General features: G+C 68.5%; 19 protein-coding genes. 8 read left to right on the top strand and 11 right to left on the bottom strand.

The window, feature by feature from the left end:
* Nucleotides 1–38: 38 nt before the first annotated feature.
* A complete protein-coding gene (locus AC3ITN_RS19670) occupies nucleotides 39–1,211 on the top strand; it encodes a class I SAM-dependent rRNA methyltransferase (RefSeq protein WP_489391619.1) in 1,173 nt (390 codons plus the stop codon).
* A 136-nt stretch (nucleotides 1,212–1,347) separates the two neighbouring features.
* Nucleotides 1,348–2,580: a dipeptidase gene (locus AC3ITN_RS19665; protein WP_489391618.1), complete on the top strand. Its 1,233-nt coding sequence runs from the start codon at nucleotides 1,348–1,350 to the stop codon at nucleotides 2,578–2,580.
* A 130-nt stretch (nucleotides 2,581–2,710) separates the two neighbouring features.
* Here the strand turns inward: AC3ITN_RS19665 and AC3ITN_RS19660 are convergent, their stop codons facing one another.
* The 3 genes from AC3ITN_RS19660 to AC3ITN_RS19650 all read right to left on the bottom strand — a co-directional run bounded on the left by AC3ITN_RS19660 (nucleotide 2,711) and on the right by AC3ITN_RS19650 (nucleotide 5,993).
* Nucleotides 2,711–4,123: an amino acid permease gene (locus AC3ITN_RS19660; RefSeq protein ID WP_313345020.1), complete on the bottom strand. Its 1,413-nt coding sequence runs from the start codon at nucleotides 4,121–4,123 to the stop codon at nucleotides 2,711–2,713.
* Nucleotides 4,124–4,382: 259 nt separating this feature from the next.
* Nucleotides 4,383–5,009, bottom strand: coding sequence for a leucine efflux protein LeuE (leuE, locus tag AC3ITN_RS19655; RefSeq protein WP_313345254.1), 627 nt, complete (start codon nucleotides 5,007–5,009; stop codon nucleotides 4,383–4,385).
* Nucleotides 5,010–5,069: 60 nt separating this feature from the next.
* Nucleotides 5,070–5,993: a LysR family transcriptional regulator gene (locus AC3ITN_RS19650; protein ID WP_489391617.1), complete on the bottom strand. Its 924-nt coding sequence runs from the start codon at nucleotides 5,991–5,993 to the stop codon at nucleotides 5,070–5,072.
* 87 nt (nucleotides 5,994–6,080) lie between these two features.
* On the opposite strand from AC3ITN_RS19650, the gene AC3ITN_RS19645 reads away from it, so the two are divergent.
* The 5 genes from AC3ITN_RS19645 to AC3ITN_RS19625 all read left to right on the top strand — a co-directional run bounded on the left by AC3ITN_RS19645 (nucleotide 6,081) and on the right by AC3ITN_RS19625 (nucleotide 10,158).
* Nucleotides 6,081–7,088 (top strand): zinc-binding alcohol dehydrogenase family protein, encoded by a 1,008-nt coding sequence (locus tag AC3ITN_RS19645; RefSeq protein ID WP_489391616.1) that lies wholly within the window; start codon nucleotides 6,081–6,083, stop codon nucleotides 7,086–7,088.
* A 72-nt stretch (nucleotides 7,089–7,160) separates the two neighbouring features.
* Nucleotides 7,161–8,711, top strand: coding sequence for a DNA recombination protein RmuC (locus AC3ITN_RS19640; RefSeq protein ID WP_489391615.1), 1,551 nt, complete (start codon nucleotides 7,161–7,163; stop codon nucleotides 8,709–8,711).
* A gap of 93 nt (nucleotides 8,712–8,804) precedes the next feature.
* Entirely contained in the window at nucleotides 8,805–9,179 is a 375-nt protein-coding gene (locus AC3ITN_RS19635; protein ID WP_489391614.1) for a hypothetical protein, read from the top strand.
* A 31-nt stretch (nucleotides 9,180–9,210) separates the two neighbouring features.
* Nucleotides 9,211–9,771: a glutathione peroxidase gene (locus AC3ITN_RS19630; RefSeq protein WP_489391613.1), complete on the top strand. Its 561-nt coding sequence runs from the start codon at nucleotides 9,211–9,213 to the stop codon at nucleotides 9,769–9,771.
* 99 nt (nucleotides 9,772–9,870) lie between these two features.
* Nucleotides 9,871–10,158: a DUF6916 family protein gene (locus tag AC3ITN_RS19625; protein WP_489391612.1), complete on the top strand. Its 288-nt coding sequence runs from the start codon at nucleotides 9,871–9,873 to the stop codon at nucleotides 10,156–10,158.
* On the opposite strand, the gene AC3ITN_RS19620 is transcribed toward AC3ITN_RS19625, so the two are convergent.
* The 4 genes from AC3ITN_RS19620 to AC3ITN_RS19605 are packed head-to-tail and all read right to left on the bottom strand — an operon-like array spanning nucleotide 10,151 to nucleotide 12,365.
* Entirely contained in the window at nucleotides 10,151–10,711 is a 561-nt protein-coding gene (locus AC3ITN_RS19620; protein WP_489391611.1) for a GNAT family N-acetyltransferase, read from the bottom strand. The genes AC3ITN_RS19625 and AC3ITN_RS19620 overlap by 8 nt on opposite strands.
* Entirely contained in the window at nucleotides 10,711–11,250 is a 540-nt protein-coding gene (locus AC3ITN_RS19615) for a phage tail protein (protein WP_489391610.1), read from the bottom strand. Before AC3ITN_RS19615 ends, AC3ITN_RS19620 begins: the two co-directional genes overlap by 1 nt.
* Before the next feature lie 30 nt (nucleotides 11,251–11,280).
* Nucleotides 11,281–11,811: a phage tail protein gene (locus AC3ITN_RS19610; protein ID WP_489391609.1), complete on the bottom strand. Its 531-nt coding sequence runs from the start codon at nucleotides 11,809–11,811 to the stop codon at nucleotides 11,281–11,283.
* A 20-nt stretch (nucleotides 11,812–11,831) separates the two neighbouring features.
* Nucleotides 11,832–12,365: a phage tail protein gene (locus tag AC3ITN_RS19605; RefSeq protein ID WP_489391608.1), complete on the bottom strand. Its 534-nt coding sequence runs from the start codon at nucleotides 12,363–12,365 to the stop codon at nucleotides 11,832–11,834.
* Between the two features lie 273 nt (nucleotides 12,366–12,638).
* Here AC3ITN_RS19605 and AC3ITN_RS19600 point away from each other — a divergent pair, with 273 nt between their 5' ends.
* Nucleotides 12,639–17,921, top strand: coding sequence for a putative Ig domain-containing protein (locus AC3ITN_RS19600; protein WP_489391607.1), 5,283 nt, complete (start codon nucleotides 12,639–12,641; stop codon nucleotides 17,919–17,921).
* Nucleotides 17,922–18,013: 92 nt separating this feature from the next.
* Here the strand turns inward: AC3ITN_RS19600 and AC3ITN_RS19595 are convergent, their stop codons facing one another.
* From AC3ITN_RS19595 to mlaD, 4 genes are read right to left on the bottom strand one after another with little or no spacing between them, the layout of a single operon-like run.
* The gene (locus AC3ITN_RS19595) at nucleotides 18,014–19,012 is read right to left on the bottom strand and encodes an MlaA family lipoprotein (RefSeq protein ID WP_489391606.1); all 999 of its coding nucleotides are present in this window, start codon (nucleotides 19,010–19,012) and stop codon (nucleotides 18,014–18,016) included.
* A 1-nt stretch (nucleotide 19,013) separates the two neighbouring features.
* Nucleotides 19,014–19,325, bottom strand: coding sequence for an STAS domain-containing protein (locus AC3ITN_RS19590; RefSeq protein WP_489391605.1), 312 nt, complete (start codon nucleotides 19,323–19,325; stop codon nucleotides 19,014–19,016).
* A complete protein-coding gene (locus AC3ITN_RS19585) occupies nucleotides 19,315–19,980 on the bottom strand; it encodes an MlaC/ttg2D family ABC transporter substrate-binding protein (RefSeq protein WP_489391604.1) in 666 nt (221 codons plus the stop codon). Before AC3ITN_RS19585 ends, AC3ITN_RS19590 begins: the two co-directional genes overlap by 11 nt.
* On the bottom strand, nucleotides 19,977–20,501 hold the full coding sequence (mlaD, locus tag AC3ITN_RS19580) for an outer membrane lipid asymmetry maintenance protein MlaD (RefSeq protein WP_313344993.1): 525 nt from the start codon (nucleotides 20,499–20,501) through the stop codon (nucleotides 19,977–19,979). Before mlaD ends, AC3ITN_RS19585 begins: the two co-directional genes overlap by 4 nt.
* Between the last annotated feature and the right edge of the window lie 19 nt (nucleotides 20,502–20,520).

Below are 20,520 nucleotides of genomic sequence, written 5' to 3'. Positions count from 1 at the left end.
CGGTCTGCCGGGCCGCGGCGCCCGTTTACAATAGGCAGATGAATACTGTCCCCACTCCCGTAGTCCGCCTCAAGAATGCCTGGCGCTCCAGCCACCCGTGGATCTTCCAGAAACTGGTCGAAAAGCCTGCCGTGCGGCCCAAGCCCGGTGCCATCGTCGACGTGATCGGCGTGGATGGGGAGTGGATCGGTCGTGGTTTCTACAATGGCCATTCGCGCATTGCCGTCCGCATCCTGGAAACCGATCAGAGCGTCCCCGTGGACGCCGGCTGGTTCTCGCGGAAGATCGCCCAGGCGGTGTCGCTGCGCCGTGACGTGCTCAAGCTGGACGCCGTGTCGGATGCCTGGCGCGTGGTGCACAGCGAAGGCGACGGCCTGTCCGGCCTGGTGGTGGACCGCTATGCGGACCTGGTGGTGGTCGAGTTCTTCGCCGCCGGCATGTTCCGCCACCGCGAATGGATCTACGAGGCGCTGCGCGAGCAGTTCCCGGGCTGCCGTTTCCACAGCTTCGCCGACGAACACGTGCAGAAGCAGGAAAGCTTCGACTTCCACGGCAACACCACCACCGAAGCGGCGGTGATCACCGAGTACGGCGTGAAGTTCCGCGCCGACCCGGCCGGTGCGCACAAGACCGGCTTCTTCGCCGACCAGCGCGAAAACCGCGAGTGGCTCAGCCAGCAGGTGGAAGGCAAGAGCGTGCTCGACCTGTGCTGCAACACCGGTGGCTTCGCGGTGTATGCCGCCGTGCGCGGTGCGTCGGAGGTGGTCGGCATCGACATCGACGAAGACGTGATCAACATCGCCAAGGGCAACTCGCGCCTCAACAACGTGCGCCCGAAGTACATCCAGTCCGACGTCTTCCCGTGGCTGCGCGATGCGGCCAACCGCGGCGAGCAGTACGACGTGGTGATCCTGGATCCGGCCAAGATGACCCGCGACCGCGACCAGGTGATCAGCGCGCTGAAGAAATACCTGGACATGAACAAGCTGGCGCTGGGCGTGGTCAAGCCGGGCGGCCTGTTCGCCACGTTCTCGTGCACCGGCCTGGTGGCCGAGGACCAGTTCCTGGACATGCTGCGTCGGGCGTCGTTCTATTCCGGCCGCACCATCCAGATCCTCAAGGTCTCCGGTGCCGGTCCGGATCACCCGTTCATGGCCCACGTGCAGGAATCGCGTTACCTCAAGGCCGTGTTCTGCCGCGTTCTGGATTGACCGCGTACCGGGCTTCGCCCGGCACGCGTGACCCGCCGTAGAGCCACGCCCTGCGTGGCTGCACGGAACGCATCGAAGCCCAGCCACGCAGGGCGTGGCTCTACGACGAACGACAACCCAACCAAAGAGAGGCGTCATGACGTTGCGCAGTCTGTCCCTGCTGGTGTCGCTGGCGCTGTGCGCGCCGTTGCCCGCCCATGCCATCGAGTTCACCGCGCAGGAGCTGGCGCGCGCGACCACGCTGCAGAAGAAGCTGCTCACCCTCGACAGCCACCTGGATACGCCGGCCAACTTCCATCGCGAAGGGTTCGACATCCTCCAGCGGCACGACCACAACGCGTTGTCGCAGGTGGATCTGCCGCGCATGCGCGAGGGCGCGCTGGACGGCGGCTTCTGGGCGATCTACACCGATCAGGGCGACCGCAGTCCCGGCGCGCACCAGCACGACCGCGATGCAGGCCTGCTGCGCTTGATGGAGATCCGCGAGATGCTGGCCGCGCATCCGGACACCTTCCAGCTTGCGCTGACCGCGGCTGATGCCGCGAAGATCAAGGCCGCCGGCAAGCGCGTGGTCTACATCAGCATGGAGAACGCCAGCCCGCTGGTGGACGATCCGTCGCTGCTCAGCTTCTACCACCTGGCCGGATTGCGGCTGCTCAGCACCGTGCACTTCGCCAACAACGAGTTCGCCGATTCGGCCACCGACAAGAAGGGCGCCGAGTGGAAGGGCCTGAGCCCGGCCGGCAAGGCGCTGGTGGACGAGGCGGTGCGGCTGGGCATCGTGATCGACCAGTCGCACGCATCCGACGCGGTCTTCGATGACCTGATCAAACGGATGCCGGTGCCGTTCGTGCTGTCGCACAGCTCGGCCAAGGCGATCTACGACCATCCGCGCAATCTGGACGATGCACGCCTGAAGCAGCTGGCGAAGGCCGGCGGCGTGATCCAGGTCAACGCTTACGGTGGCTACCTGATCGACATCGGCGAGACCGACGCGCGCAAGCAGGCCGAAGAGGCGCTGATGAAGCAGATCGGCGCCGACTACGATGACCTGAGCATCGCCCAGGGCGCGGCGCTGAAGCAGGGGCTGGCGGAGCTCGATACGCGTCTGCCGCTGCGCCACGCGACGTTGGATGACTTCCTGGCGCACGTCGACCACATCCTGGCCGTGGTCGGCCCCGAGCACGTGGGCATCGGCCTGGACTGGGACGGCGGTGGCGGCCTGACCGACCTGCAGGATGTCAGCCAGCTGCCGAAGATCACCGCGTGGCTGCTGCGCAAGGGCTACAGCGAACAGCAGATCGCCAACATCTGGGGTGGCAACCTGCTGCGGGTCATGCAGCAGGCGCAGGCCTACGCCGATCGGTGAACCCGCACGACCAACGGTCGTGCGCTACCGGTTCCCGCATCGGTTTGCCGGCACACGCCAGAGGCAGGCACCGACCGTTGGCCGGCACACGCCAGAGGTCGGTACCGACCGTTGGTCGGTACCACGCACCTCAGCGGCCCAGCACCGCGTTGCGACGGCCGTACGCGAAGTACGCGATCAGGCCCAGGATGTTCCAGCCCAGGAAGTACAACTGGGTCTTGCTCGGCAGGCTGAAGAACAGATACACGCAGCCGATGGCCGCCAACGGGCCGACGATGTAGGCCAGCGGCGTGCGGAACTTGCGCACCCGGTTCGGCTCGCGCTTGCGCAGCACCACCAGGCACAGGCCCACGGCCGTGAACGCGGCCAGCGTGCCGGCGTTGGCCAGGGCTGCAATCTCGTCCAGGCGTGCCACGCCGGCGAGTGCGGCCACCAGCACGGCGGTGAACAGGGTGGTGACCACCGGGGTACCGGTACGCGCGCTGACCTTGGACAGGCCACGCGGCAACAGGCCGTCGCGCGACATGACGAAGAAGATGCGGCTCTGCCCGTACAGGAAGGCCAGCAGCACGGTCGGCAGGGCGATCACCGCCGCCGCACCGATCCACTTGGCCGCGCCGGGGCTGCCCAGCTCGCGCAGGATCAGCGCCAGCGGCTCGGCGCTCTGGCCGAAGATGGTGTAGCTCATCGCGCCGACAGCGGCCAGCGCCACCAGCACATAGATGATGGTGCAGCCCACCATCGAACCGATGATGCCGATCGCCAGGTCGCGGTCCGGCTTCTTGGTTTCCTCGGCCGCGGTGGAGATCGCATCGAAGCCGTAGAACGCGAAGAAGATGATCGCCGCCGCAGCCATGACGCCGCGTTCAACGCCATCGGCGCCCAGTGTCTTGGCGAAGCCGAACGGCATGAACGGGTCCATGTGCGCGGTATCGAAGTGGGGCAGGGCGATGACCACGAACACGGTCAGGGCGACGATCTTGACTATCACCAGTACCGCGTTGAGGGTCGCGCTTTCCTTGGTGCCGGCCATCAGCATGGCGGCAACCACGAAGGTGATGATCACGGCGGGCAGGTTGATGAAGCCGCCGGCCACGTGCGGCCCGGCGGTCAGCATCAACGGCAGCTCCACGCCCCAGCCCTGCAGGAAGCCGACCGCGTAGCCGGACCACCCCACCGCCACCGTGCTGACCACCAGCGAGTACTCCAGGATCAGGCTCCAGCCCACCACCCAGGCCACCATCTCGCCGAGTGCGGCGTAACTGTAGGTGTAGGCACTGCCGGCGGCCGGCATCATCGTGGCCAGTTCGGCATAGGACAGCGCCGCGCAGGCACACACCGCGCCGGCGATGGCGAAGGAGATCAGCACCGCCGGACCGGCCAGGTTCGCGCCCACGCCGATCAGCGTGTAGATGCCGGTACCGACGATGGCACCGATGCCCAGGGCGATCAGGTGCGGCCAGCTCAGCGTGCGTACCAGCTGCCTGCCGGCTTCATGGACAGTGACGGAATCCAGCGACTTGCGCCGTAGCAACGATGACATGGGACCTCACGTGATGACTGGTATCGACAAGGTCCGGAGTGTGACCGAACGCGGCGCAGCATTACTACTGCCGGGCGTCGTGAATCCCCTGAAGATCATTTCAAACAATCGGGTTTGACGAATCCGGCACACATTGACCGCACCGGTTGTTCAGCCACGCAGGGCGTGGCTCTACCGCCGATGCGTTCCATCCGGTTGAATGCCACGCGCACCCGCGCCGTCCCCCGCGTAGAGCCACGCCCTGCGTGGCTGCGCGACGTCAGCCGCTCAGTCCCAGCCTCACCCCGAAACCGATCAGGAAGACGCCCGCCACGCGCTTCAGCCAGAGGCCGACACGCGGATGCTGGATGATCCGGCGGCGCAGCAGGTTGCCCGCCCCGATCAGCATCGAGCAGTAGGCCAGGCTCAGCACGAAGATCAGCACCGCCATGGTCGCGAAGGTCACCACGCCCTGGTGGCGCGCCGGGTCGATGAACAGCGGCAGGAAGGCCATGTAGAAGATGATGGCCTTGGGATTGAGCAGGCTGATCAGCACGGCCTGTCGGAAGTAGTGCCCCGGCGCGAGGCGGATGCCGCCTTCCTCGCCCGGAGCGCGCGGCGGGCGCAACAGGCCGATGCCCACCCAGACCAGGTAGGCCGCACCCAGGTACTGCACCGCGTGGAAGACCAGCGGGTTGGCCTTGAGCAGGGCGGCCACGCCGGCCACCGCCAGCCACATCAGGATCTGGTCGCCGAGCAGCAGCCCGAACAGAGCGGTATAGCCGCCGCGTACCCCGCCGCGTCCCGTCGCGGTGAGCAGGGTGAACGTGCCGGGACCCGGCAGCGCCAGGAACACCAGCACGGCAGCGACAAAGGTCCACAGGTCCTGGATGCCCATCCACGGCATGGCGGTCACTCGAATACGGGGGGCCGCCATTGTCGGCTACCCGGCCCGGTGCCGACAGCGCTACAGCGCACGTCCCGGCAGATCGGCCAGCATGGGGTGCAGGCGCTGGACGCACAGCGCATGCAGCTGGCGGATCGCCGGCGAGAACTGCTTGCGGTGCGGGCACACCAGGTTCAACGGCAGGCTGTCGCCGGCGCCATCCAGCAGCACCTGCAGGCGGCCGTCGCGCACGTCCTCGCAGACGTCCAGCCACGACTTGAACACGATGCCTTCGCCCGCCACCGCCCAGCGCCGCACCACGTCGGCGTCATCGCAGACCAGCGGGCCGCGCACCGGCACCACCACGCGCCGGCCGTCCTGCTCGAAGCTCCAGCGGTCGTAGGGCCGCCCGGCCAGCTGGTAGAGCAGGCACGGGTGGTCCTTCAGCGCCTCCAGGTGGTCAGGGGCGCCATGCCGGGCCAGGTACGACGGTGCGGCCACCAGCACCCGGCGGTTGCCCGGCAGCAGCGGCAGGGCCACATAGCTGGCGGTGTCGAAGCGGCCCAGCCGGAAGGCGACGTCCACCGGGTCGCGGAACACATCGGCCACCTGGTCAGACAGCAGCAGGCGCAGCTGCAGCCTGGGATGGGCGGCGCGGAACTCCGTCAGCCACGGCAGCAGCACGTTGCGGCCCAGGTCCGACGGCGCCGCCACCTGCAGCACCCCGCGCAGCTCGGCGTCTTCGCCGCGGACGCGCGCCTCGCCTTCGTGCAGGGTGGCCAGCATGTCCCGCGCGTAAGGCAGGTAGAGCACGCCCTCGGCGGTCAGGCGCAGGCTGCGGGTGGAGCGCACGAACAGGCGCAGGTCCAGCTCGCGTTCCAACCGGGCCACCGCCGCCGCCACCTGGCCGGGCAGCAGGTCGGCTTCGCGCGCGGCACTGGAGAAGCTGCCCAGCGCGGCCGTGCGGACGAACAGGGCCAGATCCTCGAAGCGGACCATCTTCATTCCCGGAGTGAAAGTGCTGCTGCATTCTGCGCCTTTCCGGCAGGGAGCGGGCAGGCGACCCTGAGCGCCTCCCTCAAGGATTTCGCCATGAAAGCCATCGCCTATACCCAGCACGGCCTGCCGATCACCGATCCGACCGCTCTGGTCGACATCACCCTGCCGGTGCCCACCCCGGGCCCCCGCGACCTGCGGGTGCAGGTGCGGGCGATCTCGGTCAATCCGGTCGATACCAAGGTGCGCCGTGGCGTGGCCGTCGACGCCCCGCGCGTGCTGGGCTGGGACGCGGTGGGCATTGTCGACGCGGTGGGCAGCGACGTGAGCCTGTTCCAGCCCGGCGACGCGGTCTTCTACGCCGGCGACATCAACCGCCCGGGCAGCAATGCCGAGTACCAGCTGGTGGACGAGCGCATCGTCGGGCGCAAACCGGCCAGCCTGGACGATGCTGCGGCCGCGGCGCTGCCGCTGACCGCCATCACCGCGTGGGAACTGCTGTTCGACCGCCTGCGCATCGCCGAGGGCGGTGGCGAAGGCCAGACCCTGCTGGTGATCGGGGCCGCCGGCGGGGTGGGTTCGATCCTGGTGCAGCTGGCGCGCCAGCTGACCCGACTGACCGTAATCGGCACCGCCTCGCGACCGGATACCCAGGACTGGGTGTATGCGTTGGGCGCCCACCACGTCATCGACCACAGCCAGCCGCTGACCGAGGGCCTGGCCCGGATCGGGATCGGGAGCGTGGACCACGTGGCCAGCCTCACCCACACCGACCAGCACTACACGCAGATCGTTGCCGCGCTGGCGCCGCAGGGCCAGCTCGCGCTGATCGACGACCCGGGCCAGCTCGATGTGATGGCGCTCAAGCGCAAGAGCCTGTCGCTGCACTGGGAATCGATGTTCACCCGCTCCAGCTTCGGCACGCCGGACCTGCAGCAGCAGCACGTGCTGCTCAACCGGGTGGCCGAGCTGGTCGACGGCGGCGTGCTGCGCACCACGCTGGGCGAGAACCATGGCCGCATCGACGCGGCCAATCTGCGTCGCGCGCACGCGCACATCGAAAGCCACCGCGCGATGGGCAAGGTGGTGCTGGAAGGCTTCTGAGGGCGCGCGGTTCTGCATGCAGGGTCACACCGGGACGCAGCCAATGAGACCCGGGCGGCCTACACTTGCACCATGCAAACCGAATTCCTGATCTTCGGCGGCCTGCTGCTGGCCGTCCTTGTCCTGCAGCTGGTCGCCCTGCTGCGGCGTTCCGGCCATGGCGGCCTTGAACAGACCCTGCGCGAGGAAGCGCGCGTGGGGCGCAGCGAACTGCGCGAACAGCTCGAAGGACTCGGCCGCCAGCAGGACGCGCGGCTGGAGACCTTCGCGCGCGCGCTGACCGATCTCTCTACGCGCACCGACCAGCGCCTGGACCTGCTGCGCGATGCGCTGGGCGAAGACGCGCGCAAGTCGCGCGAGGAAAGCGCACTGGCCCAACAGCGCACCGGCGAGCTGCTTGGGCAGCGCCTGCACGATATGCGCGCGCAGCTCGACGCCTTCGGCCAGCAGCAGCAGGACCTCGCTACCCGCACCGACGCGCACATGGCCGCACTGCGCCAGGCGTTGGCCGAGGACGCACGCCTGGGCCGCGAGGAAACCGGCCAATCGCAGCAGCGCCTCGGCGAATCGCTGGGCCTGCGCCTGCAGGAGCTGACCCAGCGCAACGAACAGCGCATCGGCGAGATGCGCGCAACGCTCGAGCAGCAGCTGCAGAACCTGCAGGCCGACAACGCCCAGAAGCTCGACCAGATGCGGGTCACCGTGGACGAAAAGCTGCAGACCACCCTGGAAGCGCGCCTGGGTGCGTCGTTCCAGCTGGTCTCCGACCGCCTGGAACAGGTGCAGCGCGGCCTCGGCGAAATGCAGCAGCTGGCCACCGGCGTGGGCGACCTCAAGCGCGTGCTGACCAACGTCAAGAACCGCGGCAGCTGGGGCGAAGTGCAGCTGGACAACATTCTCGAACAGACCCTCACCCAGGAGCAGTACGCGCGTGGGGTGAAGGTGCGGCCCGACAGCGGCGAGATGGTCGATATCGCAGTGCGTCTGCCGGGTCGCGGTCATGAGGACACCCCGGTGTGGTTGCCGATCGACTCCAAGTTCCCGCGCGAAGATTACGAGCGCCTGCTCGACGCGCAGGAGCAGGGTGATGCGGACGGCGTTCGCGTGCAGGGCGCGCAGCTGGAGCGCGCGATCCGGATCCAGGCCAGGTCGATCAGCGACAAGTACATCGCGCCGCCACATACCACCGATTTCGCGGTGATGTTCCTGCCTACCGAGGGCCTGTATGCCGAAGTGATCCGGCGCCCCGGCCTGGTCGATGTGCTGCAGCGCGAGCACCGCGTGGTGGTGGCCGGACCGACCACCGTCACCGCGCTGCTCAACAGCCTGCAGATGGGCTTCCGCACGCTGGCCATCGAGCAGCGCTCCAGCGAAGTGTGGAGCCTGCTGGGCGCGGTGAAGAGCGAGTTCGGCAAGTTCGCCGGCATCCTGGAGAAGGCCGAAAAGCAGATCAGCACGGTTGGCCGCAGCCTGGGTGAGGCCAGCCGCAAGACGCGCACCATCGAGCGCCGGCTGCGTGGCGTGGAAACGCTGGGCAGCGAGCAGACCGATCTGCTGCTGGGCGACGCGGCCGGCGACGACGACGAACCGGCCGCGGAAGACACCACGACCGCGCCGGAGTGAAACGTCGTGCAGACACACTGCATGCAGGCGATCACCGATGCTGTGCCGGCAGCCGCTACGCTGCTGTCCCCCCTTCAAACCAGGATTGAACCGATGCGCCTGATGTTGACGCTGTCGCTGCTGCTGGCCCTCGCGGGCTGCACCAGCACTCCCTCCGGCACCGATGCCGCGACCCCCACCGCAACGGCGCAGACGCCGACCGACGCGGCCACCTGCACCGCCGCCGGTGGCGAACTGAAGCCGCTGGGCCGGCTGCAGCGCGTGCAGTGCGTGGTCCCCTATGCCGACGCCGGCAAGACCTGCAGCGCGAAGGCCGACTGCAGCGGGCAGTGCCTGGCGCAGGGCGACGCTGAGCGCGTGGTGGGTGCCAAGGCCAGCGGCGTCTGCCAGCGCGATGTCAGCCAGAACTTCGGTTGCCGCCAGCGCATCGACAACGGCGTGGTGCAGGGCACGATCTGCGTCGATTGATTTTCCCTTCTTCAACCACACAGGATCACCCGTGAGCCAGACCGTCTACGACATTCCCGTTTCCACCATTGAAGGCCAGGGCAGTTCGCTGGCCGATTACCGCGGCAAGGTCCTGCTGGTGGTCAACGTTGCCTCCAAGTGCGGCCTGACCAAGCAGTACGAAGGCCTGCAGGCGCTGTACGCCGACAAGCAGGCCGCCGGCCTGGAAGTGCTGGGTTTCCCGGCCAACAACTTCCTGGCGCAGGAGCCGGGCAGCGAAGCGGAGATCCAGCAGTTCTGCCAGCTGGAATACAACGTCAGCTTCCCGATGTTCGCCAAGATCAGCGTGGCGGGCGATGACATTCACCCGCTGTACCAGCAGCTCACCCAGGCCCAGCCGGCCGCCACCGGCGAAGGCCCGATGCGCGAGAAGCTGCACGGTCTGGAAGCCAAGTACCCCGACCTGGCCGTCAACCCGGCCCCGGCGGTCCTGTGGAACTTCGAGAAGTTCCTGATCGGCCGCGACGGCCAGGTCATCGCCCGCTTCGCCCCGGACGTGCCGGCCGACGACGCCCGCGTGATCGCCGCGATCGACGCCGCACTGGCGGCCTGATTCCGGTGCGTTGCATTGCGTGGCGCTTGTGCGCGCCGCGCGATGCAGCGAGGATGTCCACTGCCGCAACGCCCGCGGTGCGCGACCGGGGAACGGGACATGGAACTGTTGACGCTTGAACACTTCGCTGGCTGCGTGAACGAGACGTTCGCTGCCGAGTTCGATGGCATGCAGATGGAGTTCGTGCTGGTCGAGGCGCGGCCGCTGGCGGCCCACCCGGACGCGGCGCGCGCGCCCTTCTCGCTGCTGTTCCGCAATGCCGCCGCCATCGTGTTCCCGCAGCAGATCTTTCCGATGCGCCATGCACGGGTGGGGGAGGTGGGCATCTTCCTGGTACCGATCGCGCAGGAACGTGCCGGCTTCCTCTACCAGGCCGTATTCAACTGACAGGAACCGATGCCGCCTGCCAGCGCATGGGCAGGTACAGCTCACCTGCAGCGGCCGCGGTAGCGACAAAGCCCATCCGCTGGTACAGCCGGAACGCAGCGTGGTTGTGCTGCATCACGTGCAGCGTCAACCCACGGCCGCGCGCTGCCGAGGCCTGCTGTTGGCAGCCAATCACCGCCGCGCCGATGCCGCGGCCACGCCATGACGGCATCAGGCTGATGTCCACGATCAGATCATCGGTGCCGTCCTCGTCGATGTAGAAGCGCCCCACCGGCTGCCCGTCCCGCACAATGGCCAGGTAGTGGGCGCCAGCGTGCCTGGCAAGGTAGTGCCGGTGCTGCGCGATGAACTGCTGCATCAGGAACTGCTGCTTGTTCGCCTCGGGCCAGGGTACCTGGCGAAGCTCTTCTTCGCGGGTGCTGGCATACAACGCTGCCAGCCACGGCAGATCACCTTGATGCAGCGCGCGCCATTGCCACCCGGCACTGGCGGCAACTGCGGCCAGCGCCGGACGCCGTTCAACGGGGAACGGCGGCAGCGCGTCGGGCAACATCAACTGAAGGACGGGAATTCGCCTTGCAGGGCAATGCAGAAGTTCACCGCCAGGTACGGCTGCTGGTTGGAATGTGGCTGGTTGCTGCCGCTGCTGGGCAGCAGCATGGTCGGCGATAGCGGTGCATTCGGCGGCGCGTTGCTGAACGGCTTGACGGCATTGGACCCGGGCAGTGACAGACCCCCGCCGGCGACGGGTGCACCACTGCGCTTGGTGGTGTCGGTCTGGGCGAACGCGGTGAGCGTGTGCCGATGGGCCGGCATCTCCGCGGACGTCACGGTGACCTGGGCAACGCCGAACGTCTCACCGACCGCACGCGGGCTCAGCCCGACGCCGGTGCCCGGCCCGCCGGCAGCGCGCGCGCTGAAGTTGGGCAGCTGGAAGGTGGTGCTGCCGTTGCCGCCGTACTGGATGCCGAGCAGCGAAAACAACGCCGTGTACTGCTGGATGCCCAGCGTGGCGCCATTGCAGAACGCCCAGTTGACCGGGGCGAAGTTGAAGCCGAACGGTTGAATCTGTCCGATGAAAGGTTCGGTCATGTCGGTTCTCTGCGCGAAACGAAGGAAGGATCAGCTCTGCGACGGATAGACGCCGAATGCGGCAATGCAGTACTGCACCGTCAGCGTGGGCATGCAGTTCTCATGCGCCTGGTTACCACCGGTGACGGTCACGGCCGAGTCTTCCATCGCCAGGGGGCTGGCTCCGTTGATGTCGGTGACGTAGAAGGTCTCGCCGCTGACGGCGCCGGGCAGGGCGGTCGCGGTCGGCGTTTCCAGCGTCGCTGCCGCCGTGGTCACCGCCAGCGCGTGGGTGTGGGCAGGCATCTGCGGCAGGGTCAACGTGACCGATTCGGTTCCGGACACCATCCCCATCACGCGATTGCTGAGCCCAGGACCCTGGCCCGTGTGCAGTGGCACGCGGCCCCGCAGGTCCGGCACGCCGAAGGTACTCTGCCCATCACCGCCAAAGGTCGTGCCGAGCAGCGTGTACAGCACGTCGTATTCGGCGATCGAGGCCAATGCCCCGTTGCAGGGAAGCCATCCATTGGGAACCCGGCTGAACCCGAACATGCGGATTTCGCCGACGAAAGGTGTGCTCATCTGGTCGTGCTCCTTGTGAGTCAACCGCGGCTGGGGAAAACGCCCTGCAGCGCGATGCAGAAGTTGAGCGTGGTGTAGGGCTGCATGTTCGGATGCGGCAATGTGTTCCCCGCCGGGGCGACCGACTGCGGCGCCTGTGCCACCAGCGTTCCACCCTGGTTGGCGTACAGCTTGGTGGCCCCGCCGCCGGCGAAGGTGCGTCCGGTGGGATTGCGGTTGTCGCCGGCAGCGGAGACGCCAACCACCTGGTGCCCGTGTGAAGGCAGCTGCGTGGGCAACAGGGTCACGTTCTCGGTACCGCCAGGCTGGCCAATCTGTACCTGTGGCGGCTGCCAGGACGCATCGACGGATGGGCCATATGCGACAGGCGTGCGCCCGCGCAGGTCAGGAAGATTGAAGGTGGTCACGCCATTGCCGCCGTACTGCACGCCCAACAGCGAAAACAGGGCCTGGTTCTGGCTGACAGGCAGCACCTGCCCGTTGCATTGCGCGAACGACTTCGGCGCAAAATTGAACCCGGCCATCATGATCTGGCCGACAAAGTATTCGCTCATCTGATCCTCCTTGGATGCTGAGCGCGGCGCCGGACTGACGCGTACCTACTCTGAACGGCATTCAGGCTGTTCACAAGTCCTGCCCCCGGCACGCCCCTTCCTTCGCCTCGCCGACTCTGTTCCAATGGCCGGAAAAGGGGGGGAGGCGTGGAATGCCTGCCGCTGGCGACGTCAGGGAACGACGGGGGCACCATGCCTCCGGGGCAGCCGGCACGGGACGCGCACCTCGATGGTGTTCTGCATCAGGTGGATTCTTTCCAAGGGGGAAAGGTCATGGCATTCCGTACCCGGCACGCGCGTACCGCGCGTCTTCTCGCCACTGTGTTCGTCCTGCTGTTTGCCGCGCTGTGCTGGCCGGCCGCCGCCTGGGCCGCACACACCTCGGTCCTCTGCCCAGCGCAGAGCGGCACCGTCGGCAACGGCGGCACGGTCGCCATCGACGTCACCGACTGCGCTGCCGACATCGCGTTGGCGGGCGGCGGTCCGGTCGACGGTCCGCTGGTCCCGGCGCACGGCAGCGCGAACCTGCGCATCGCCGGCACCAGCTGGTTCGTCGACTACGGTCACGACGCCGGCGCGGACACCAGCGATGTCTTCGAATTTTCCGACACCGACGGCGACACCGTCCGGGTCACGGTGACCATCACCCCGGCCAATTCCTCGATCGTGGTCGCCCCGGCCAGCCTGGCATTGACCGCCGGCACCCCGGTGTCGCAGACGCTCAGCGCCAGCGGCGGCATCGGGCCGTACAGTTTCGCGTTGTTTGCCGGCACCCTCCCGCCGGGCCTCACCCTCAATGCGGGCGTCATCGGTGGCACGCCCACGCAGCGTGGCAGCTTCAGCTTCACCGTTCGCGCGACCGACAGTACCAGCGCCACGGCCGACAAGACCTACAGCGGCTCCGTGCAAAACCCCAGCCTGAGCCTGTCCCCGGCCGCTGCCACGGCCATCCAGGGCGTGGCGTTCTCGCACACACTGACCGCGACCGGCGGCGTTGCACCCTACCTCTACGCGTTGGAAGCCAGCACGCTTCCGGCCGGCCTGACCCTGAGCGGCGCTGTGATCAGCGGGACCACTTCGGTTGCCCCCGGCAGCTACCCGGTCAACTTCCGCGTGACCGACAGCAGCACCGGCACCGGCACGTATTTCGAGGTGGAGCCCTTCACCCTCACCGTCAGTGCGGCACCCACCGTCAGCATCGCCGTGGCGCCGGCCAGCGTCAGCGAGGACGGGGCGACCAACCTGGTCTACACCGTCACCCGCAGCCTCAACCTGTCTTCGCCGACCGTCGTCACCCTGACCACCGCCGGCACCGCGACCAGCGGCGTGGATTACACCGGTGGGGTCGCGACGGTGAGCATTCCCTCGGGCGCCACCACCGCCACGGTCACCATCAACCCGACCGCGGATGCCACCGTGGAAGCCAATGAGACGGTCATCCTCACCGTCGCTGCCGGCACGGGCTACACGGTGGGTGCGCCGGCGAGCGCCACCGGCACGATCCTCAACGATGACGTGCCCAGCGCGTCGATCTCGGTGTCCCCGCCCTCGGTCAACGAAGACAGCGGCACCCCGCTGGTCTTCACCGTCACCCTGGACCAGGCGAGCCTGGTGCCGCTGTCGGTCGCCTATACCGTGGGCGGTACCGCCACCAACGGCACCGATTACGCGGCCGTGACCTCGCCGCTGTCGATCGCGGCGGGGGCCACCACCGGTACGATCACCGTCACGCCCACGGCCGACAGCACCGTGGAAGCCAATGAGACCGTAGTGCTGACGCTTGCTGCAGGCGCCGGCTATGCCGTCGGTGCACCGGCAAGTGCGACCGGCACGATCCTGGATGACGACCAGCCGGCGTTGAGCATCAATGACGTCAGCCTCAATGAAGGCGACAGCGGCACCACGGCGTTCACCTTCACTGTGTCGCTCAACGCGCCGGCGGGCCCGGCCGGCGTCAGCTTCAACATCGCCACGGCCAATGGCACCGCCACCGCCGGCAGCGACTATGTCGCCCAGGCGCTGAGCGGGCAGACCATTCCGGCCGGCAGCAGCAGCGCGACCTTTACCGTGCAGGTCAACGGCGATACGTTCAACGAGCCCAACGAAACCTTCGTCGTCAACGTCAGCAGCGTGACCGGCGCGACGGTCGCCGACGCGCAGGGCGTCGGAACGATCGTCAACGACGATGCACTGCCGTCGCTGTCGATCAATGACACCTCGGTGACCGAAGGCAACACCGGCGCGGTCACCGCCACGCTGACGGTGACGCTGTCGGCGGCCAGTGGGCAGACGGTGACGGTCAACTACGCCACTGCCAATGCCAGCGCCGTCGCTCCCACCGACTATCTCGCCGCCAGCGGCACGCTGACCTTCGCGCCGGGCACGACCACGCAGACCCTCTCGGTGACCGTCAACGGCGACACCACGCCGGAGGCCGACGAGACCTTCGCGGTCAATCTGAGCGGGCCGGTCAACGCCACCCTTGCCGACGCCCAAGGCATCGTGACCGTGCTCAACGATGACCAGCCGGTCACCGTGGCACCCACGACGCTGCCGGCGCCGGGCATTGGCGTGCCCTACATCCAGACCATCACCTCGACCGGTGGCAGCGGCAGCTACATCTATACGATTACGGCCGGCGCATTGCCCAGCGGCTTGTACCTGAGCACGGGTGGCACGTTGAGCGGCGTGCCCACGGCAACGGGTTCCTACGCCTTCACCATCACCGCCATCGACACCAGCGCAGCACCAGGTCCGTACACCGCTTCCCAGACCTACGTATTGGCGGTGGGGGCCCCCACGCTGCTGCTGCCCGCACCGCCGCTGCCCGGCGCCACCCTTGCGCAGGCCTACACCGCCACCGTGGAGCCCGCGAGCGGCGGCACCGCGCCGTACAGCTATGCCGTCACCGGCGGCGCGGTGCCGCCGGGCCTGTCGCTGGCTGCCAGCGGGACGATCAGCGGCACACCGACCACGCTGGGCACGTTCAACTTCACGGTCACCGCCACCGACAGCAGCACCGGCGTCGGCGCGCCGTACTCGGTCAGCAGCGCGATGGCGATCACCGTGGCCGACGGCCTGCCGGTGGCCGGCAACGTCAGCACGTCGGTGGCCTACGGTGCGCCGGCCGGGCCGGTGACGCTGGCGCTGTCGGGCGGGGCGGCCAGTGCGGTTGCCATTGGCACCGCCCCGTTGCACGGCACCGCGACGGTGACCGGCCCGACGTCGATCAGTTACCAGCCGACGGCAGGCTTCGCCGGCAGCGACAGCTTCACTTACACCGCCAGCAACGGCACCGGTACGTCCGCGCCGGCCACGGTCACCGTGGCGGTGGGCAGCCCGGCCATCACCGTCAGCGCTGCCGGCGTGCTCTCTGCCGTGGCCGGGGCGACCTACAGCCAGACCTTCAGCTGGTCCGGTGGCGCAGCCCCTTACAGCGGCTACCAGGTGACCAACCTGCCGGCCGGCCTGTCGATCACCGCCAGCACCGCCGACAGCATCACCGTCAGCGGTACCCCGACCCAGGCAGGCAGCTTCAACCTGCAGGCCTCGGCGACCGACAGCAGTACCGGCACCGGTCCGTTCACTACCAGCCAGGGCTTCGCGCTCAGCGTGACCAGCCCGACCCTCGTGGTGACCCCGGCGACCCTGCCGGCGGCCACGGCCGGCACGGCCTACCAGCAGGCGATCAGCACCAGCGGGGGCATCGCGCCTTACAGCTACGCGTTGACCGGCACGCTGCCGAGCGGTGTGGCCTTCGACACAACCACCGGCGTGGTGTCCGGCATTCCGACCCAGGCGGGCAGCTTCGCGTTGACCGTCACCGTCACCGACAGCACGACCGGTACGGCGGCCAGCGTGGTACAGAACTACACCCTGCAGGTGGCCACGCCGACCCTGAGCCTGACCCCGGCCGCCGGCACCCTGACCCCGACCACGGCGGGCAGTGCCTACCAGGTGGCCTTCGCTGCCGGCGGCGGCGTGGCGCCGTATGCCTTCGCCCTCACCACCGGCACCCTGCCGGCGGGCCTGGCACTGGATGCCACCACCGGTCGCCTGTCGGGGACGCCCACTGCTGTGGGCACGGTTGCCTTCAGCGTGACCGCCACCGACAGCACCACCGGCACCCCGGCCAGCGTGACCCAGGCCTACACCCTCAGCGTGGCCGCCCCGGTGCTGACGCTGACGCCGGCGACCCTGCCGGCCGGTGTGTTCGCCAATGCCTACCAGCAGCAGCTCTCCACCAGTGGTGGCACCGCGCCGTACACCTACGCGGTGACCACCGGCGCGCTGCCCGGCGGCCTGGTGCTGGCCGCATCCGGCGCGCTTACCGGCACGCCCAGCGCAGCCGGTGGGTTCGCCTTCACCGTCACCGCCACCGATGCACTGGGCTTCACCGGCACGCACGACTACACGGTGCAGGTCACCCAGCGACCCGATCCGACCCGCGACCCGGAAGTGCGTGGGCTGCTGTCGGCGCAGGCCGACGCCGCGCGGCGCTTCGCCAGCTCGCAGATCGAGAACGTCCAGCAGCGCATGCAGCGCCTGCATGGCGCCAGCCGCAACAACGGCTTCAGCAACAACCTGGGCCTGGCCTATGGGCCGCAGCGCTGCGATCCGGCGGTGGGCAGCCTGCCCGGCAGCGATTGCGATGCGCAGCGTCGCCAACCGTTCGACCGGGAACCGGGGCTGGATGCACCGGCCGCGGCAGGCGCGGGCTCGCAGGCACCGCTCGGGTTCTGGGTAGGCGGCACGATCCGCAGCGGCCGGACCAACGGGCGTTCGAGCGCCGGCGGTGACTTCAACACCGATGGCGTCACCCTCGGCAGCGACCTGCAGGTGGGTGAAGACCTCGCCCTCGGCGTCGGCGTGGGCTATGGCCGCGACCGCACCGACGTGGGCGAGAACGGCAGCCGCAGTGATGGCCAGGCCTTCACGCTGGCCTTGTACGGCAGCTACAGCCCCGGCCAGCATCTGTTCGTGGATGCGCTGCTGGGTCACCAGCTGCTGGACTACGACCTGCGCCGCTATGTGACCAGCGACGGCAGCTTCGTGCATGCCCGCCGGGATGGCAGCCAGTGGTTCGGTTCGCTCTCGGTGGGCGCGGACCTGGCCCGTGGCAGCTGGCAGTTCACGCCGTACGCGCGACTGGACGCGTCGCGCGGCACGCTCGACCGGTATGTCGAGCAGGGCAGCGACCTGTTCGCCCTGCGCTACGGCGACCAGGACGTGGACACCAGCACCGGCAATGCGGGCCTGCGCATCGAGACGCGCAACAGCGCCGCGTGGGGTGCCTGGACGCCGCAGCTGCGGGTGGAGTACCAGCACGACTTCAGCGGCAGTGGCACCGCCACGATGCAGTACGCCGATCTCGTCGGGCTGCCGTTCTACCGCACCACGCTGGATGGCTTCGACCGCAACCGCTGGATGCTGGGTGCCGGGGTGATGTTCGACTTCGGGCGCGATTGGGGCCTGCGCGTGGACTACCGCGGGCTGGTCGGCAGCGGCGACGACCGCGACCACGGGGTGCAGCTCAGCCTGGACAAGCAGCTGTAAGGGGGCACGCGCCACCGCCTGGTGGTGGCGCGATGCCGGGCAACAAAAAACCCCGCCGAGGCGGGGTTTTTTGTTGGTCCTGCCGAGGGGGCTCAATTGCCCCAGTTCGGCATCGGCATCGCATCGACCGGGATCGGTGCGTCATCGTCGTCGTTCCGACCGCGTTCGCGCTTGCCGCGCAGGTCGTTCTGGATCTGGTAGTTGCGGCGCTGCAGCCAGGCGTCGCGGGTCAGCGCGTACTCGTCCACGGCGTTGTCGCGGATATCGTCCAGTGCCATCAGCTGCGAGCGCATGTCCACCAGCTGCAGGCCCTGCAGGGTGATGCGGATCTTGTCTTCCTCGATCGTGCGGATCGGCGACAGCGGGATGTCGCCGGCCAGGCCGAACACATCACGCACGGTACGCGGGCCGAAGAACGGCAGTTCCACGTAACGCGAGCTGCGCCAGCCCCAGGCACCCAGGGTCTGGCCGAAGTCCTCACTGCGGCGCGGCACCAGCGCGCGGCTGGCCGGATCGAACAGACCGCCCACGCCCAGCGTGGAGTTCATGACGAACCGGCCCAGGCTGTCCCAGGCATCGCCGGGGCGACCCTGCAGCAGCTGGTTGGTGATGGTGACCGGTGCACGCAGGTTGCTGAAGAAGTTGGTCACGCCGGTACGTGCCACGCGCGGCACCACCTTGGTGTAGGCCGTCGCCAGCGGTCGTGCCACGGCGCGGTCGACCACGTCGTTGAACGCGTGCACGCGGCGGTTGAAGCCTTCCCACGGATCGTACGGCGAGCGGCCCGGTTCGGCGCCCTCGGCGGTCGGTGCCGGACCGCCGTACAACGCGGCGAAGTCATCCTCCGCACCGGTCGGTGCGACGCCATTGCCGGCGGTCGGTGCCGCAGTGGCACCCTGCGCGGCCTCTGCGCCGGCCACGGGCGTGGCGGTGTCAGCGGGCGTGGCAGCGGTTGCCGTGGGGTCGGCGGGCGGTGCGGCCTCGGCTGCCACGGCGACGCTGGCGGGCGCGCTGTCGCGGGCCGGCTTGGCCGCACAGGCGCTCAGCGCCAGGGCCAGCAGGAGGAAGGAGGCGGTGCGTATGACGTTCATGTCAGCTCGCGGCAGTAGGGGCAGTGAAATCCAGGGACGGCGCCAGCCGATAGGCGGCGCTGAGTTCGTTGAAACCGGCAGGCGAGCCGTTGAGCACCAGCGTACGCCCGTCCGTGCGGGCGAGCGCGGCCAGTTCGGCCAGCAACGCCAGGCCGGCGCTGTCCAGCCGCGTCACCGCGCCCAGCTCCAGCGCCGTCACGGTGCGTGGCAGCGCCTTCAGCTGCGGCCACAGCGCCACCACCGCCTCGCGGTCGAGCACGCCGGTGAAGCAGGCGCGCGGACCGTCGATCTGCACGGTGGCGTTACTTGCCATTGCCGCCCGGCCCGGCCTGCAGGGTACCGCCACGCAGTTCCTTGGCCACTTCCTGGATGCCCTTCTGGCGAAGCGGGGCATCGAACTGGGTACGGAAGGTCTGCACGTAGGAAATGCCTTCGATGTTCACGTCGAAGATCTTCCACTGGCCGTTGACGTTTCGCATCATGTAGTCGACGGGGGTGGACTCACTGCCGGCGCGCAGCAGCTCGGTGGACACCTTGACGCCGCGGTTGCCCGGCAGCGGCTGCTCGCCCTTGAGGCGGAAGCTGGGCTTGCCCTGGATGGTGAGCAGGGCCGAGCCATACCGCTGCATCAGGTTGTCGGCCATGGCGTCGGCAAACAGCTTCACGTCGGCGTCGGAGGCGCCGCGCGCATTGGCGCCCAGCACCAGGCGCGCCGCATAGTCGCGGTCGAAGGTGCGGTTGAGCTCGCTGTCGATGTAGCTGCGCAGTGCGGTCGGGTTCTTGCCGAATTCCGCCCGGCGCTGCTGCAGGGTGTTCAGGATGCGGGTGCTGGCGTCGAGCACGACCTTGCCGGCCTGGCCCTGCGCGGCGGCGGCCGGAGCGGCGGGTGCTGCCTGGGCAAACGACAGCGAGGGCAGGGAGGCAAGCAGGGCCGAGGCGAGCAGGGCCGGGATCAGGGTCTTTTTCATTTCTGCGGTTCCGTTGCCGGCGCGGCTGCGCCGGGAGCTTCCTGGGAAGCGGCACCGGTGTTGCCCGGACCGCTGAACATGTACTTGCCGACCATCTGGATCAGGTCCACGGCCGGCTGGGTGAAGACGATCTCGTCGCCGGATTTGAGCACCTCCGGGTCACCGCCCGGCTGCAGTCCGATATAGCTTTCGCCGAGCAGACCGCTGGTGAAGATGCCGGCGGACGTGTCGCCCGGCAGATCCTTGAACTTCGGGTCCAGCTTCAGCGTCACGATGGAGTCGAAGCGAGTCGGGTCCAGTTCGATCGCGCCGACCTGGCCGACCACCACGCCGCCGATCTTGACCGGCGCCTGCTTGCGCAGCTGGCCGATCTGGGTGAAGCGTGCCTTGAGTTCGTAACCGTCGCTGCCGAAGCCCCAGCGTTGGTTGGTGGACGCCACGGCAAGCACCAGCAGCGAGGCCAGCGCCAGCAACAGGAAGGCGCCGACGGAAAATTCGAGTCTGGGACCGCGGATGGCCATGGTTGTCTCACCGTTCTTT

Source organism: Stenotrophomonas sp. KH_036_B (assembly GCF_057839485.1).
Note: the sequence above shows the minus strand (reverse complement) of the source record. Positions and strands in the feature narration are given on the sequence as shown.

Coding starts and splice junctions, on each gene's coding strand:
- AC3ITN_RS19670 (WP_489391619.1), top strand. CDS start 39: ATGAATACTGTCCCCACTCCCGTAGTCCGCCTCAAGAATGCCTGGCGC.
- AC3ITN_RS19665 (WP_489391618.1), top strand. CDS start 1,348: ATGACGTTGCGCAGTCTGTCCCTGCTGGTGTCGCTGGCGCTGTGCGCG.
- AC3ITN_RS19660 (WP_313345020.1), bottom strand. CDS start 4,123: ATGTCATCGTTGCTACGGCGCAAGTCGCTGGATTCCGTCACTGTCCAT.
- leuE (WP_313345254.1), bottom strand. CDS start 5,009: ATGCCGTGGATGGGCATCCAGGACCTGTGGACCTTTGTCGCTGCCGTG.
- AC3ITN_RS19650 (WP_489391617.1), bottom strand. CDS start 5,993: ATGAAGATGGTCCGCTTCGAGGATCTGGCCCTGTTCGTCCGCACGGCC.
- AC3ITN_RS19645 (WP_489391616.1), top strand. CDS start 6,081: ATGAAAGCCATCGCCTATACCCAGCACGGCCTGCCGATCACCGATCCG.
- AC3ITN_RS19640 (WP_489391615.1), top strand. CDS start 7,161: ATGCAAACCGAATTCCTGATCTTCGGCGGCCTGCTGCTGGCCGTCCTT.
- AC3ITN_RS19635 (WP_489391614.1), top strand. CDS start 8,805: ATGCGCCTGATGTTGACGCTGTCGCTGCTGCTGGCCCTCGCGGGCTGC.
- AC3ITN_RS19625 (WP_489391612.1), top strand. CDS start 9,871: ATGGAACTGTTGACGCTTGAACACTTCGCTGGCTGCGTGAACGAGACG.
- AC3ITN_RS19620 (WP_489391611.1), bottom strand. CDS start 10,711: ATGTTGCCCGACGCGCTGCCGCCGTTCCCCGTTGAACGGCGTCCGGCG.
- AC3ITN_RS19615 (WP_489391610.1), bottom strand. CDS start 11,250: ATGACCGAACCTTTCATCGGACAGATTCAACCGTTCGGCTTCAACTTC.
- AC3ITN_RS19610 (WP_489391609.1), bottom strand. CDS start 11,811: ATGAGCACACCTTTCGTCGGCGAAATCCGCATGTTCGGGTTCAGCCGG.
- AC3ITN_RS19605 (WP_489391608.1), bottom strand. CDS start 12,365: ATGAGCGAATACTTTGTCGGCCAGATCATGATGGCCGGGTTCAATTTT.
- AC3ITN_RS19600 (WP_489391607.1), top strand. CDS start 12,639: ATGGCATTCCGTACCCGGCACGCGCGTACCGCGCGTCTTCTCGCCACT.
- AC3ITN_RS19595 (WP_489391606.1), bottom strand. CDS start 19,012: ATGAACGTCATACGCACCGCCTCCTTCCTCCTGCTGGCCCTGGCGCTG.
- AC3ITN_RS19590 (WP_489391605.1), bottom strand. CDS start 19,325: ATGGCAAGTAACGCCACCGTGCAGATCGACGGTCCGCGCGCCTGCTTC.
- AC3ITN_RS19585 (WP_489391604.1), bottom strand. CDS start 19,980: ATGAAAAAGACCCTGATCCCGGCCCTGCTCGCCTCGGCCCTGCTTGCC.
- mlaD (WP_313344993.1), bottom strand. CDS start 20,501: ATGGCCATCCGCGGTCCCAGACTCGAATTTTCCGTCGGCGCCTTCCTG.